The following is a 14643-nucleotide window of genomic DNA, read 5'->3' as shown; positions in this document are numbered from 1 at the left end:
TCAGCGCACCTTCAACGTGGCCAGGCCGATCAGCACCAGCACCACCGAGATGATCCAGAAGCGCACGATCACGCGCGGCTCGGGCCAGCCCTTCAGTTCGAAGTGGTGGTGGATGGGCGCCATGCGGAACACGCGCTTGCCGGTCAGCTTGAACGAGGCGACCTGGATCATTACCGACAGCGTTTCGATGACGAACACGCCGCCCATGATCACCAGCACCAGTTCCTGGCGGGTGATCACTGCGATCGTGCCCAGCACCGCACCCAGCGACAGCGCGCCGATGTCGCCCATGAAGACCATGGCCGGGTAGGTGTTGAACCATAGGAAGCCCAGGCCCGCGCCGGCAATGGCCGCGCAGATGATGACCAGCTCACCGGCACCGGGAATCTGCGGAATCTGCAGGTAGTTGGCGAACACCACGTTGCCCGATGCATATGCGAACACGCCCAGCGCGCAGGCCACCAACACGGTGGGCATGATCGCCAGGCCGTCCAGGCCGTCGGTCAGGTTCACCGCATTGGAGAAGCCGACGATCCAAAAGTAAGCGATGGCCACGAAGCCGATGCCGGCCAGCGGCAGCGCCACCGACTTGAACATGGGAATGTAGAAGGTCAGCGCCGCCGGCACATCGGCGGTCTGGAACAGGAAGATGCCCGCGGCCAGGCCGAAGACCGATTGCAGCAGGTACTTCCAGCGCGACTTCAGGCCGTTCGGGTCGCGGCGCACGATCTTGATCCAGTCGTCGTACCAGCCGATGGCACCGAAGCACAGCATCACGGCCAGCACCAGCCAGACGTAGCGGTTGCGCAGGTCGGCCCACATCAGCACCGACAGGGTGACGGTGAGCAGGATCAGCGAACCGCCCATGGTGGGCGTGCCGGCCTTGGAGAAGTGGGTCTGCGGACCGTCGGTGCGGATCGGCTGGCCGCCCTTGAACTGGGCCAGCCGGCGGATCACCGCCGGGCCAAGCCACAGCGACAGGAACAGCGCCGTCAGCGCGGCCAGGATCGCGCGGAAGGTCTGGTAGTTGAACAGCCCGAACAGGCTCTCCAACTGCTGCAACCATCGAGCCAGTTCATACAACATGCGGGGATTCCTCTCCTTGCGCCAGCAGCGCTTTGACGATCAGGTCCATGGCACTGCCACGGGAACCCTTGACCAGGCAGCGCACACCAGCGTGCAACTCGTCCTGCAGCGCCTTCGACAGCGCATCATGGGTGGCGAAATGGCGGCCACCTTCACCGAAGGCAACCGCGGCGGCGGCGCTGAGCGGGCCCAGCGCGTACAGACGCTTCAGACCGGCCGCGCGGGCGCGCAGGCCGGCCTGCGCGTGCAGGGCCTCGGCATCGGGGCCCAGCTCGCGCATGTCACCCAACACCAGCCAACCCTCTTCCGGCGCAGCGGCCAGGGCATCGATTGCCGCGGCCAGTGAACCGGGGTTGGCGTTGTAGCTGTCATCGACCAGCACCGCGCCGCTGTGCAGGGTGTGGGCGATCTGGCGGCCCGGCACCGGCTGCGCGGCGGCCAGGCCGGCGGCCACCAGCTCCAGGCCGATGCCTGCACCCAGTGCCAGGCTGGCGGCGGCCAGCGCATTGCTGATGTTGTGGCGGCCCGGCAGACCCAGCACCACGCTCACCTCGCCCTGCGGCGACACCAGGGTGACTTGGCTGCCCTGCGTACCGGCGCGGATATCGCGCGCGGTGACGTCGGCGCTGTGTTCCAGGCCATAGCGCAGCACCCGGCAGCGGGCCGGGGTACCGATGAAGTGCTGTTCGAACCAGCGGCCGTAGGCATCGTCCACGTTGATCACCGCCACGCCATCGGCCGGCAGTGCCGCGTAGATCGCGCCCTTGGTGAGCGCGACGCCGAGCAGGCTGCCCATGCGTTCCAGGTGCGCCGGTGCGATGTTGTTCACCAGCGCGTAGCGCGGGCGGGCGATGTCGGTCAGGTAGGCGATGTCGCCCGGCTTGCCGGCGCCCATCTCGTAGACGGCGTAGTCGGCATCTTCCGGTGCATCGATCACCGCCAGCGGCAGGCCGATCTCGTTGTTGCGGTTGCCGGGGTTGGCGTACACCAACTTGTGGGCGTGCGCGGCCACCTGCTGCAGGATCGACTGCAGCAGGCTCTTCACGCTGGTCTTGCCGTTGCTGCCGGTAATCGCGAACACCTCGGTGCCACGGTCGCGCTGCATGCCGGCGGCGATCTTCGCCAAGGCCAGTTCGCTGTCGGCCACCAGCACCTGCGGCATGTCCAGCGGCAGCAGGCGCTCGACCAGCAGCGCACTGGCGCCGCGCGCCTGCGCGTCGGCGGCGAAGTCATGGCCGTCGAAACGCTCGCCGCGCAGGGCCACGTACAGGCTGCCCGCGCCCAGGCTGCGGGTGTCATTGCTGACCGCGTCGATGGCCACGTCGTCGCCGTGGATCTCGCCACCGGCCCAGTGTGCGATCAGCGAAAGCAGGGTGCGCTTCATGCCGCGCCCTCCCCTGCCAGCACACCGGCCTTGGCGGCCAGCGCGGCCGCCGACACTTCGGTGTCATCGAAGTCGTGGCGCACGCCCTTCACTTCCTGGTAGGGCTCGTGGCCCTTGCCGGCGATCAGGATGATGTCGCCCGCACCGGCGCGCTTCACCGCCAGACCAATCGCCCGCGCGCGGCTGCGCTGCACGGTCACGGCCGAGGCATCGGTGAAGCCGGCCAGAATATCGGCCACGATCGCGTCGCCGTCTTCGCCACGCGGGTTGTCGTCGGTCACGATGACCTGGTTGGCCAGGCGCTCGGCAATGGCCGCCATCTGCGGGCGCTTGCCGGGATCGCGCTCGCCGCCGCAGCCGAACACGCAGTACAACGTGCCCTGCAGGTGGCCGTGCAGGCTGTCCAGCGCCTGTTCCAGCGCATCGGGAGTATGTGCGTAATCAACCACCACGGTGGGCAGGCCGTTCTCGCCGCCCAGGCGGTTCATGCGGCCGCGGATCGGCTGCAGCGCCGACAGCACGGCGGCGATGCGCTGCAGCGGCTGGCCCAGCGCATGCAGGCTGCCGGCCACGGCCAGCAGGTTGTCCACGTTGAAGCGACCCAGCAGCGGCGACTGCACCGCAGCGCGCGCGCCGTCGATCACCAGTTCGAAACCGATGCCGCGGCCATCCAGCTGCAGGGCCTCGGCACGCACGCGGGCGCCCTCGGCGCCACGCGAACTCAGACCAATGGGCTGCACACCGGCCGGCAGACCGGCAAACAGCTGGCGACCGAACGCATCGTCCAGGTTCACCACCGCGGCCTTCAGGCCGGGGCGATGGAACAGACGTGCCTTGGCCGCGCCGTAGCTGGCCATGTCGCCGTGGTAATCCAGATGGTCACGGGTGAGGTTGGTGAACACCGCCACGTCGTAGTGCACCGCATCCACGCGCCCCTGGTCGAGCGCGTGCGAGCTCACTTCCATCGCCACGGCCTGCGCACCATCGGCGCGCAGCTGCGCCAGCAGCGCATGCATCTGCAGCACCAGCGGGGTGGTGAAGCCGGTCGGTTCCACCGCGCCATAAAGACCGGCACCCAGGGTGCCGATACTTCCACTGGGCGTGCCGAGCAGGTGCCAGGCCTGGGCCAGCAGCTGCACGGTGGAGGTCTTACCGTTGGTGCCGGTCACGCCCACCATGGTCATCGCGCGCGACGGCGCGCCATGGAACTGGTCGGCCATCGCGCCCAGGCGGGCACGCAGGCCGGGCACGGCGATGGCGTCGGCCGGCGCAGGCAGTTCGGCCGGGGCCGGCGGTTCAAACAGGATGGCGCTGGCGCCGGCGGCACGCGCCTGCTCGACGAAGCCGAGGCCATGCGCACCGAAACCGGCAATCGCCACGAAAGCATTGCCGGGGCGCACGGCACGGCTGTCCAGCACCAGGCCGGTCAGAACGGGATCATTGCCCGCCAGGGCAACGTCGGGAAGCAACTGCGAAAGCAACATCGAAGGGCTCATTGCGTGCCTCCCGCGGGCGGGGCCGGCACATGGTTCTGCGCGCTGGGCAGCGCGGCGTCGAATTCGGCGGCGGCATCGGCCGGCAACGCGGTTTCAGCCGGCGGCGCCGGCAGGATGGACGCCGAGTGGCCCATCTTTCCGGACTGCTGGGCGGCCAGCCACGACTGCAGGTCGTCCAGCGGCACATCCATCAGCCGCAGGGTGCCTTCCATCACGTTGTGGTACACCGGCGCCGAGACCAGACCGCCATAGAACTTGCCGCCCTGCGGGTCGTTGATGACGATGACGGTGGCAAAGCGCGGGTTGGTGGCCGGCACCACGCCGGCGAACAGCGAGTTGTAGTGGCCACGCTCATAGCCACCCGGGCCGGCCTTGCGCGCCGTACCGGTCTTGCCGGCCACGTGGTAGCCCAGCACCGCCGCCTGCTTGGCGCCGCCCTGGGTCACCACGGTTTCCATCATGGCCACCACTTCCTTGGCCACGGCCGGATCGATGATCTGCTTGCCCTCGTTGCGCTGGCCCTTCACGAAGGTCGGTGCGATCAGCTTGCCGCCGTTGGCCAGGGCCGAATAAGCCGTGGCGATCTGCAGCGGGGTGACGTTCAGGCCGTAGCCGTAGGACATGGTGGTCTTGGACGTACCCGACCAGCGCGCCGGGCGCAGCACCACGCCACCGGATTCACCGGGGAAACCACTGTGCGGCACCGAACCGTAACCAAAGCTGCGGATCGAATCGTAGAAGGTCTGGTCGGGCAGCTTGGCCGCAACCTTGGCAGCGCCCACGTTCGAACTGCGGGTGATCACGCCGGTCACGTTGAGCACGCCGTTGTTGCGTGGCACGTCGCGGATGGTGAAGCGGCCCAGGGTCATGTAGCCCGGGTTGGTGTCGATGATGGTGTCCTTGGTCACCACCCCGGCCTGCAGCGCCGTGGCAATGGTCAGCGGCTTCATCGTCGAGCCCGGCTCGACCAGGTCGGTCACGGCGCGGTTGCGACGCGTATCCGGCACCGCACCGTTCAGCGAATTCGGGTTGTAGGTGGGCAGGTTGACCATGGCCAGGATCTCGCCGGTGGCCACATCCATGATCACCATCGAACCGCCGGCGGCCTTGTTGGCCACCAGTGCATTGCGCAGTTCCTTGAATGCCAGGTACTGGATGCGGCGATCGATGCTGAGGGTCAGGTCCTTGCCCGGCTCGGCGGCGCGCAGCAGATCGCTTTCCACCGTTTCGCCCTTGCGGTTGCGGATCACCCGCTTGGCGCCGGCCTTGCCGCGCAGCCATTCGTCGAAGGCCAGTTCCAGCCCTTCCTGGCCGCGGTCGTCGATGTTGGTGAAGCCCAGCACATGCGCCATCGCCTCACCCTGCGGGTAGAAGCGGCGGAATTCGCGCTGTGCGGCCACGCCGGGAATCTTCAGCGCCACCACCTTCTCTGCCTCGTCCGGATTGATCCGGCGGCGCAGGTACATGAATTCCTTGTCCGACTTCTGCGACAGACGACTGCTCAGTTCGTCCACCGACATGCCCACGGCCTGGGCCAGCTCGGGAATGCGCTCGGGCGAGCGCAGCAGGTCCTGCGGGTTCACCCAGATCGAGGCGACCGGGGTGGACACCGCCAGCGGCTCGCCGTTGCGGTCGGTGATCATGCCGCGCGAGGTCTTGATCGGCAGCTCGCGCAGGTAACGCGCTTCGCCCTGGCGCTGGTAGAAATCGGCGTTGACGATCTGCACGTAGGCCGCGCGGCCGACCAGCGAGACCGAGCACAGGCCGAGCGCCAAAGCGACCCAGCGCAGGCGCTGGCGCAGGTTGAAGGCGTTGCGCGGGCGGTTGCGGCCGGTCTTGCTCATGGGCGCACCACCACCACGTCGGCGGCTTCAGGGAACTTCATGCCCAGCTTTTCGCGCGCGATGCGGTCCACCCGGTTGGCCTCGGCCAGGGTGGCCTGTTCCAGCTGCAGGCGGCCGAACTCCAGGTTGATGTCATCGCGCGTGCGCTCGGCGCGCGACAGCTCGATGAACGTCTGCCGGTGACGGTGACGCACGAACACGACGCCGATCGCCGAGGCCACGGTGCAGGCCAACAGTATGATCAGCAGCAGCCGGCTCATGCATCGGCCTCCCGCTTCTGGGCCACGCGCAGCACGGCGCTGCGGGCACGCGGGTTGGCCGCCAGTTCTTCGTCGGTGGCCTTGATGGCGCCGCCGATCAGATCCAGGGTCGGCACGAACACCTCGGCTTCGGGCAGGCGGCGGTTGGCCGGCGGCGCCTTGGCCAGGCGGTTCATGTACTGCTTGACGATGCGGTCTTCCAGCGAATGGAAGCTGATCACCGCCAGCCGGCCACCGGGCTTGAGCCGTTCCACGGCCGCATCCAGTCCGGCTTCCAGATCGGCCAGCTCGCGGTTGATGTGGATGCGGATGGCCTGGAAGCTGCGCGTGGCCGGGTGGATCTTGTCTTTCCCACGCGGCATCACCGAGGCGATCAGCTCGGCCAGTTCGGCGGTGCGGGTGAACGGCTGCTTCTCGCGGCGGGCCACGATGGCACGGGCGATGCGGCGGCTCTGCCGCTCTTCGCCGTAGGTCCACAGCACGTCGGCGATCTCGCGATCTTCCACGCGGTTGATCCACTGCGCGGCGCTTTCACCGCTGTCCGGGTCCATGCGCATGTCCAGCGGGCCGTCCTTGCCGAAGCTGAAACCGCGTTCGGCCACGTCCAGCTGCGGCGAGGACACGCCCAGGTCGAACAGCACGCCGTCCAGGCCTTCGGCCGTCTCGTTCCACTGCAGCAGCTGGGCGAAGCTGCCACGGAAGATGGACACGCGCGGGTCCGGCGCGAAATCGCGCTCGGCAACGGCAATGGCTTCCGGATCCTTGTCCATGACCAGCAGGCGCCCCTCGGGACCGAGCTGGGTAAGCACGCCACGTGCATGACCGCCACGACCGAACGTGCCATCCAGATAACGTCCGTTTTCGATCACCCTCAGGCCTTCAATGACCTGGGTGTACAGGACCGGCAGGTGCACCGCCGGCGACTGCGACACCGGAAGGTGACCGGTCTGCGCTTCTGGGCGCATCCGGGCACCCCGGCTCACAACTTCAGGTCGAGAAGCCCATCACCCAGATCCTCGTCAGACAATGTCTGCTGGATCAGGGCCCGATGCGCCTGCTCGCTCCACAATTCAAACTTGTCGCCCATACCGAGCAATACCGCCTTCTTTTCAATGCCCACCGCACCGCGGTGGCTGGCGGGAATGCTGATTCGACCGTTGCCGTCCAGCTCGAGGTGGGCGGCCGAGCCGACCAGCTTCTGCTGCAACAGGCGCACGACGCGCTGGGTGTTGGGCTTGGACATCACATCGTCGCGGACCCGTTCCCACTCCGACTCTGCATACAGCCACAGGCAGCCGGCTTCGAACGGGTTGTAGGTCAGGACAAGACGGTTGTTGCTGGCACGCGCGACCAGGTCGCGGTAGGCGGTGGGAACCGCCATGCGTCCTTTGTCGTCAACTGTGATGGCCGTCTCGCCCTGGAACACGACGCGTGCACCTATCCTTCGCCCGGTGAAACATTGAACCACGAAAACCCACAAAACACCCGGATTTCCCTCTGATGCCCACCTTAGCAGCGGGCCAAGGGTTGTCAACAACTTTTCAGCGAGGAAATCGCCTGCCGCATCAATGGCTTGCAGCAATGTTTAGAGAATTGTTCAAGGCTTATCCACAAGTTGCTGATCCGTCTCAATTTTTGAGATTGAACCGAAGTTCAGGGGCGTGTAGACGGCGTGAAACATTGACCGCGCATTCATCCGGAACGCGCTGAAAGCGACGCCAGACTGCGCAAACCGGGCACAATGACGCCATGTGCCTGCTTGCTCTTGGCTGGCTTCAGCACCCGCGCTGGCGGTTGGTGATGGCCGGCAACCGCGATGAGTTCCACGCCCGCCCCACGGCGGCGCTGGCCCCCTGGGACAACGAACCGGCGATCATCGGCGGGCGCGACCTGCGCTCGGGTGGTGGCTGGGCCGGGGTGGGCACCGCGGGCCGCATGGCGGTGGTGACCAACGTGCGCGACCCGCTGGCCGCACAGAGTGGGCCGTCGCGTGGCGCACTGGTGGCCGATTTCCTGCGCGGGCGCGATCCGGCCGGCGCGCACATGGACCGCCTGGCCGCCGTGGCCGGTGCCTACGCACCATTCAACCTGCTGCTGGCTGATGGCCAGACCCTTGAGTACCTGGGCAACCACCCCGTCGAACGGCAGACGCTGGACCCGGGCGTGCACGGCATGTCCAACGGCGCGCTGGACGCCCCGTGGCCGAAGACCCGCCGGCTGATGACCGCGCTCTCGGCCTGGCTGGAAGAAGAAGGGGTCGGATCCCTTTCGCAAAGCGAAAGGGCTCTGACTCCGGATCTGACCCCACTCTGGGTAGCCCTCGCCGACGAACACCGCCCGGCCGACAGCGACCTGCCCGACACCGGCATAGGCCTGGAGCGCGAACGCTGGCTCAGCCCCGCCTTCATCCGCGGTGACGACTACGGCACCCGCGCCAGCACCGTGCTGCTGATCGACCACGACGGCCACGGCCAGATCCACGAACGCCGCTTCGGCGCACAGGGCACGTTCCTGGGCGAAAGCCACGCCGCGTTCTAGGTAGAGTCGAGCTTGCTCGACTGTCTTCACGTGGCGCAATGCAGTCGAGCAAGCTCGACTCTACGCAGAAGCGGCACCATGCGTGGGCGTGCCTGGTAGATCCACGCCATGCGTGGATGGCCACTCGAAAAAGGAGGCGGAGCCGGCCGATAAGCCGGGTTCTGTCGTGGACAGTCATTCCTCTAGGCGTTACGTCACCGCAACGCTCAAGCAACCTACCCGGATCCAACGCGGGCCGCGCCAAAGGATCCCTATTTGGTCTTGCTCCAGGTGGGGTTTGCCGTGCCGGTCTGTTACCAGACTCGCGGTGCGCTCTTACCGCACCATTTCACCCTTACCGGCCTTCCGAAGAAGACGTAGGCGGTATCTTTCTGTTGCACTTTCCGTCGGCTTGCGCCGCCCAGGCGTTACCTGGCACCTTGCCCTATGGAGCCCGGACTTTCCTCGGCACCCCCGAAGGGATGACGCGACTGTCTGGCCGGCTCCGCCAACACGCATTCTAACGCACGCACGCCTTTTCTGCCGTGCTGATCGCGGCGCCTGCATGGGGCAGTAGACCCACGCCATGCGTGGCTGCAGGAATTTCCCCATCCACACATGGCGTGGATCTACTGATCCGGCGCTACAGCCTGAACCCGCACAACGGCAGCACCTGCGTTCCGAAACGTCGGTATTTATGTCATTTTGACAGACACTATGGAACACTCCGGCCATGGTTGATCCGTATGCCACTGCAAGGGAGCTGATCCAGCGCACGGGCACGGCGCGCTCGCGCGACATGGTGCGTGCCGGTGTGGCGCGCGCGCAGCTGTCCCGGCTTGTCGCGTCCGGCGATCTGCTGAGGCTGTCGCGTGGCATTTACACCCTGCCAGACCTTGCGCCTGCGGAAGGACGGGAAGGACTGCTGGTCATCGCAGAACGTCTGGCCACGCCCCGACTGTGCCTGCTGAGTGCCCTGAGCCTGCATGGCCTGACCACCCAGGCCCCGTTCGAAGTCTGGATCGCCATCGGCAACAAGGATCGCGCGCCGCGGATGGACTGGCCGCCTCTGCGTGTTGTCCGCATGTCGGAAAAGACACTGGGGGCGGGACTGGAACCCCTGCCGATCGGCCACGTCACGCTCCGCGTGACCGGCGTCGCCAAGACCGTCGTCGACTGCTTCAAGTACCGGAATCTCGTGGGTCTGGACGTTGCCATCGAGGCCCTGCGGGAGGCACTGGGAGCGAGCCTGACCACGATGGACGAGCTGTGGATGTATGCACGCCTCTGCCGCGTTGCCAGACTGATGCGACCTTATCTTGAAGCGCTGGCATGACTCCCACGCCTCCGGCAGACCGCGTCCGTTCCATCCGGCAACGGTTGCGTGATGGTGCACGTGCACGCAACGAAGACTTCCAGTACGTGTTGGACCGGTTTGCGGTGGAACGCATGCTCTATCGGTTATCGCAGTCGCCGTACCAGCAGCAGTTCCTGCTGAAGGGTGCGATGCTCTTCGCCATCTGGTTCGATGTACCCCATCGCCCCACCCGTGACGCCGACTTCCTGGGATACGGCCCAACCGACCCTGCGCATCTGACCCGCATCGTGCATGACCTGTGCGCGATTGAGCTGGACGACGGCCTGCACTTCGACGCCGCCTCCACCGTCATCGATCCGATACGCGAAGGATCCACCTATCAGGCCTCCGCATGCGCCTGCAGGCGCGCCTGGGCAACGCGCTGTGTCACGTGCAATGGGACGTCGGCTTTGGCGATGCCGTTCTTCAAGCACCACCGGAATGTGAGTACCCGGTACTGCTCGATGAGTTCCCGCCACCGCGCCTGCGGGTGTACCCGCGGGAGGCCGTCTTCGCCGAGAAGCTCGAAGCCATTGCGGCCCTGGGCATCGCCAACAGCAGGATGAAGGACTACTTCGACCTGTTGGCGCTCGCTCGTGAGGGTCAGATGGCGAGGACCGCACTGGTCGCGGCGATAAGCGCGACGTTCGAACGGCGAGGTACACGCTGGACGCAGCCAGTGCCCTTCGGCTTGTCGGAGGAATTTGCCGACGATCCCCACAAGCAGGCGCAGTAGACTGCATTCCTGCGCAGGAATCGCCTGCACGCTGAGTCTCTGGGCGCCGTAGTGAGGGACATAAGCGCCTTCGTCCGCGCCCTGAACGGGCTCCGACCCCCAAGGCCTTGGGGGTCGGAGCCCCTGCGGGGATCCAGAATCCTTGCATTCCCGCCGCGCTACGCGCTCGCCGGGCATGGCCCGGCGCTACCGGCCGTACAACGCCTTGCGCGGGGCGCCGGTCAGCTCGGCGGCCAGCTTGGCGGCGGTGGACGGCGGCAGATGTTCGCTCAGCTTGGCGTACACCCGGCGCCCCTCCGCCAGCTTGGCTTCTTCATCATCGCCGGCGCCCTGCACCATCACCACGAACTCGCCCTTGCGCTGGTTGTCGTCGGCTTCCACCCGCGCCAGCAGGTTGGCCAGATCGCCATCGAGCACGGTCTCGAACAGCTTGGTCAATTCGCGCGCCAGCACCGCCGGGCGCTCGCCGCCGAAGATCGCGGCCATGTCGGCCAGCGATTCGGCGATGCGGTGAGAGGATTCATAGAACACCATCGTGCGCACTTCACCGGCCAGCGCCTGCAGGCGGTCGCGGCGACCGCTGGCCTTGGCCGGCAGGAAACCCTCGAAACTGAAACGGTCGCTGGGCAGGCCGGCCACGCTCAGCGCGGCAATGGCGGCGCAGGCGCCGGGAATGGGGCTGACCTTGATGCCGGCCGCGCGGGCCGCGCGCACCAGGCGGAAGCCGGGGTCGCTGACCAGCGGGGTGCCGGCATCGCTCACCAGCGCCAGCGATTCACCGGCCTGCAGCCGCGACACCAGGCGCTGCGCCAGGGCCTCTTCATTGTGTTCGTGCAGGGCCACCAGCGGCTGCTGGATGCCGAAATGGGACAGCAGCTGGCCGCTGCGGCGGGTGTCTTCGGCACAGATGGCCGCCACCGAGCGCAGCACCTCCTGCGCGCGCGGGCTCAGATCGGCCAGGTTGCCGATCGGCGTGGCGACGACGTACAGGGTTGGCACACTCATTTCAGCGGTACTCACGGGGCAAGGGTAGAATCGTAGCGTGTACCTGGCCAAGGCCGCTGCCCTCATCGCATGGACCCGATCATGAACAAGCCCGCCGCACGGATCTCCGCCCTGTCGCTCTCGCTGATGCTGCTGGCCGGTTGTGCCACCACCAGCCTGACCAGCGCCCCTGAATCGCCGGCCCAGAGCCAGGCGCTGGCGCTGATCGATCAGGGCAAGCCGCGCGACGCCGCCCTGCAGCTGGAAGCGCAGGCCGCGACCCTGCGCGGCACCGCCCGCAGCAATACTCTGGCCGATGCGGCCTGGGCCTGGCACCTGGCCGGTGACAGCGCCCGCGCGCGCAGCCTGCTGGGCCAGCTGACCGCCCGCCAGCTGAGCGGTGCCAGCCTGCAGCGCTTCCAGCTGGCCAGCGCCGAGCTGGCCCTGGCCGACAAGCAGCCGGCGCAGGCCCTGGCCCTGTTGAAAGAGCACGGCGACAGCGTGCTCCCCAGCCTGCGTACCCGTTGGTACCTGGCCCGCGCCAGCGCCCTGCAGGCCAGCGGTGACAGCTTCGCCGCCGCCACCGAGCGTGCCCGCGCCCATGCCGGTCTGACCGGCACCGCCCGCAACGAGAACCAGGCTGCGATCGCCGGTCTGCTGGGCACGCTGGACGATGCCACCCTGCGCAGCCGCGCAGCCGCACTGCCGGCCAACGACCCGCTGTACAACTTCGCTGGTCGCGCCTTGATTGCGCGGGGCCTGCCGCTGCCGCGCCCGTTCGACCGCGACGGCGCGGCCCAGTTCGACACCAGCAAGCGTCCGCCGGCCATGAGCGATGGCTACCGCCCGCCGGCGAAGATGGCCGTGCTGCTGCCGCTCAGCGGCCGCCTCGCCACCGCTGCACAGCCGGTGCGCGATGGCCTGCTTGCCGCGTACTACGGCGAAAGCCGCCGCCGCCCGGAAATCAACTTCTTCGATACTGCCGGCACTCCGGCCGGTGCACTGGCCGCCTATGACAAGGCGGTCGCCTCGGGCGTCGATTTCGTGGTCGGCCCGCTGGGCCGCGACGAAGTGGACGCGGTGTACGGCCGCGCGCAGCTGCCGGTTCCGGTGCTGGGCCTGAACCGCGGCAAGGACGCTCCGCCGGCCGGCAGCGCCGGGTTCTCGCTGGCGCCGGAAGACGATGGCATCGTGGCCGCCGAATACCTGCGTGGCCGCGAGCGCAACCGCGCCCTGGTCATCAGCAGCAACGACGACACCGGCCGCCGTGCCGCCGCCGCCTTCGCCCAGCGTTTCGCCCAGCGCGGTGGCCAGGTGGCCGCCACGGTCTCCGTTGCCGAAGCCGTGGGTGATGTCAGCGCGCAGGTGCGCAATGCCGGCCAGATCGATGCCGTGTTCCTGGCCGTGCGTGCGCCGCAGGCGCGCCTGCTGGCCCCGCAGCTGGCCCTGGCCGGTGCCGGTGGCGCAACGCGCGTCGGCACCAGCCAGCTGACCACCGGCAGCGGCAAGGCCGAGGAAGACGTGGCGCTGGACGGCATCATCTACCCGAACGAAGCCTGGAACGTGCGCAGCGTGTCCGGCCTGCCCTCGGCCGCCCAGGTGGCGCAGACCCTGCCCAGCGCGCGCGGCGCGGCCAGCCGCCTGTTCGCCTTCGGAGCCGACGCCTGGAAGATCAGCGCCTACCTGGAAAAGCTGTCCAACGAAGGCGGCCTGGATGGCGCCACCGGCACGCTGTACCTGGACAGCAACGGCAACATCCTGCGCCAGCCGGCGTGGTCCACCTTCAGTGGTGGCCGCCCGATGCCGATCGCCGGTGGTCGCTGAGCATCTGCAACGGGGCTCGGCGGTGGAAGCCGCCGCCGAGCAGCACCTGCAACAGGCCGGATTGCAGCCGCGCGCACGCAACGTGCGCTACCGCGGCGGTGAACTGGACCTGGTGATGGACGATTCGGGCACCGTGGTGTTCGTGGAAGTGCGCTACCGCGCACGCGCGGATTTCGGCGGCGGCGCGGCCTCGGTGGATGCGCGCAAATGCCGGCGTCTGGCCCATGCCGCGCTGCTGTACCTGCAGGACCATCCTGCCCTGGCCAATGCGCCCTGCCGTTTCGATGTGGTGGAAGCCACGGGCGAGCCCCCACAGTTGCAGTGGCTGCGCGACGCCTTCCGTCTGGACGATTGCTGATGCCTTCTATCATGACCCACGCTGCCGTGCCACTGGCATTGTGGTGCGCTGCCGATCGCGGCCGAATTCCGCCGTGGCTGGTGGCTGCCGGCGTGGTGGCGGCGATGCTGCCCGATGCCGATGTGCTGGCGTTCGTCCTGCACATTCCCTATGCCGATGCGTTCGGGCATCGCGGGGCCAGCCATTCGCTGCTGTTTGCCGGGGTGTTGGCGGCGCTGGCAGCGTTGGTGGCGTTCTTCGGTAGTCGCCGACCTTGGTCGGCGGTTTCGTGCCAACCAAGGTTGGCACCTACCAAGGCGCTGCCAACGTGGGTATCCACCGTGCAGGCGATGGCGTTCGTATTCGTCTGCGCGGCCAGCCATCCGCTGCTGGATGCAATGACCTCCGGCGGGCTGGGCGTCGCCCTGGCCTGGCCGTGGAGCGAGCACCGCTTCTTCGCACCGTGGCGACCGATCCGCGTTTCGCCGTTTGCCCCGCAGTTCTTCAGCGCGCGCGGCCTGGCCACGCTGCTGTCCGAGCTGCGCTGGGTGTGGCTGCCGCTGGCCACCGCCGTGGTCGCCTGGAAACTGATCCAACCCGCCCCTGCCGCCCCCGGAATCCCTCATGAGCACTGCCCTGCCCGCCGCCCTCGTTGCCGAACTGTCCGCCCTGCTGGGCGCGGAGGGCTGGCGCATGGATGACGGTGCGCTGGAGGCCAACGCGCAGGACAACTCCTGGCGCCCGGGGCCCCCCCCCCCCCCCCCCCGCCGCGCCCCCCCCCCCCCCCCCCCCCCCCCCCCCCCCCCCCCCCCCCCCCC

13 protein-coding genes, 1 other RNA gene and 1 pseudogene are annotated in these 14643 nt (G+C 67.9%); 6 read left to right on the top strand and 9 right to left on the bottom strand.

The annotated features are described in order from the left end of the window. The 7 genes from mraY to mraZ are packed head-to-tail and all read right to left on the bottom strand — an operon-like array spanning window position 1 to window position 7496. Complete coding sequence (gene mraY, locus IAE58_RS03365; protein ID WP_199932230.1) at window positions 1-1086, bottom strand: phospho-N-acetylmuramoyl-pentapeptide-transferase; 1086 nt, start codon at window positions 1084-1086, stop codon at window positions 1-3. Then, window positions 1076-2470, bottom strand: coding sequence for a UDP-N-acetylmuramoyl-tripeptide--D-alanyl-D-alanine ligase (gene murF, locus IAE58_RS03360; protein ID WP_199932231.1), 1395 nt, complete (start codon window positions 2468-2470; stop codon window positions 1076-1078). Before murF ends, mraY begins: the two co-directional genes overlap by 11 nt. Further along, the gene (locus tag IAE58_RS03355; protein ID WP_199932232.1) at window positions 2467-3966 is read right to left on the bottom strand and encodes a UDP-N-acetylmuramoyl-L-alanyl-D-glutamate--2,6-diaminopimelate ligase; all 1500 of its coding nucleotides are present in this window, start codon (window positions 3964-3966) and stop codon (window positions 2467-2469) included. The genes murF and IAE58_RS03355 overlap by 4 nt, the downstream gene beginning before the upstream one ends. Further along, window positions 3963-5810 carry a penicillin-binding protein 2 gene (locus IAE58_RS03350; RefSeq protein WP_108752175.1) on the bottom strand — a complete coding sequence of 616 codons (1848 nt, stop codon included), beginning with the start codon at window positions 5808-5810 and terminating at the stop codon, window positions 3963-3965. The genes IAE58_RS03355 and IAE58_RS03350 overlap by 4 nt, the downstream gene beginning before the upstream one ends. After that, window positions 5807-6070 (bottom strand): cell division protein FtsL, encoded by a 264-nt coding sequence (ftsL, locus tag IAE58_RS03345; protein WP_108748523.1) that lies wholly within the window; start codon window positions 6068-6070, stop codon window positions 5807-5809. The genes IAE58_RS03350 and ftsL overlap by 4 nt, the downstream gene beginning before the upstream one ends. Then, entirely contained in the window at window positions 6067-7035 is a 969-nt protein-coding gene (gene rsmH / locus IAE58_RS03340; protein ID WP_108755412.1) for a 16S rRNA (cytosine(1402)-N(4))-methyltransferase RsmH, read from the bottom strand. The genes ftsL and rsmH overlap by 4 nt, the downstream gene beginning before the upstream one ends. 14 nt (window positions 7036-7049) lie before the next feature. Next, window positions 7050-7496, bottom strand: coding sequence for a division/cell wall cluster transcriptional repressor MraZ (gene mraZ / locus IAE58_RS03335; protein WP_004143635.1), 447 nt, complete (start codon window positions 7494-7496; stop codon window positions 7050-7052). A gap of 323 nt (window positions 7497-7819) precedes the next feature. Here mraZ and IAE58_RS03330 point away from each other — a divergent pair, with 323 nt between their 5' ends. Continuing rightward, window positions 7820-8608 carry an NRDE family protein gene (locus IAE58_RS03330; protein ID WP_199932233.1) on the top strand — a complete coding sequence of 263 codons (789 nt, stop codon included), beginning with the start codon at window positions 7820-7822 and terminating at the stop codon, window positions 8606-8608. Window positions 8609-8742: 134 nt separating this feature from the next. On the opposite strand, the gene rnpB is transcribed toward IAE58_RS03330, so the two are convergent. Further along, an RNA gene (gene rnpB, locus IAE58_RS03325) (RNase P RNA component class A) lies at window positions 8743-9094 on the bottom strand. Between the two features lie 226 nt (window positions 9095-9320). Between rnpB and IAE58_RS03320 the strand changes: the two genes are divergently transcribed. Both IAE58_RS03320 and IAE58_RS19940 read left to right on the top strand, forming a co-directional pair. Continuing rightward, on the top strand, window positions 9321-9923 hold the full coding sequence (locus tag IAE58_RS03320; protein ID WP_199932234.1) for a type IV toxin-antitoxin system AbiEi family antitoxin domain-containing protein: 603 nt from the start codon (window positions 9321-9323) through the stop codon (window positions 9921-9923). A 352-nt stretch (window positions 9924-10275) separates the two neighbouring features. Then, entirely contained in the window at window positions 10276-10680 is a 405-nt protein-coding gene (locus IAE58_RS19940) for a nucleotidyl transferase AbiEii/AbiGii toxin family protein (RefSeq protein WP_325166827.1), read from the top strand. A 186-nt stretch (window positions 10681-10866) separates the two neighbouring features. Here IAE58_RS19940 and rsmI read toward each other — a convergent pair whose 3' ends face one another. Then, window positions 10867-11685, bottom strand: a complete 819-nt coding sequence (gene rsmI / locus IAE58_RS03310; RefSeq protein ID WP_199932236.1) for a 16S rRNA (cytidine(1402)-2'-O)-methyltransferase — start codon at window positions 11683-11685, stop codon at window positions 10867-10869. An 81-nt stretch (window positions 11686-11766) separates the two neighbouring features. On the opposite strand from rsmI, the gene IAE58_RS03305 reads away from it, so the two are divergent. The 3 genes and pseudogenes from IAE58_RS03305 to IAE58_RS03295 all read left to right on the top strand — a co-directional run. Then, window positions 11767-13488 (top strand): penicillin-binding protein activator, encoded by a 1722-nt coding sequence (locus IAE58_RS03305; protein WP_199932237.1) that lies wholly within the window; start codon window positions 11767-11769, stop codon window positions 13486-13488. After that, window positions 13451-13846, top strand: a complete 396-nt coding sequence (locus tag IAE58_RS03300; protein ID WP_199932238.1) for a YraN family protein — start codon at window positions 13451-13453, stop codon at window positions 13844-13846. Before IAE58_RS03305 ends, IAE58_RS03300 begins: the two co-directional genes overlap by 38 nt. Next, window positions 13846-14427, top strand: a pseudogene (locus tag IAE58_RS03295) (metal-dependent hydrolase); the annotation flags it as partial. The gene IAE58_RS03300 and the pseudogene IAE58_RS03295, both read left to right, overlap by 1 nt. Between the last annotated feature and the right edge of the window lie 216 nt (window positions 14428-14643).

Origin of the sequence: Stenotrophomonas sp. S49, assembly GCF_016624905.1 — a bacterium.
Lineage (GTDB): Bacteria > Pseudomonadota > Gammaproteobacteria > Xanthomonadales > Xanthomonadaceae > Stenotrophomonas.
This window is presented reverse-complemented; position numbering and strand designations above follow the sequence as displayed.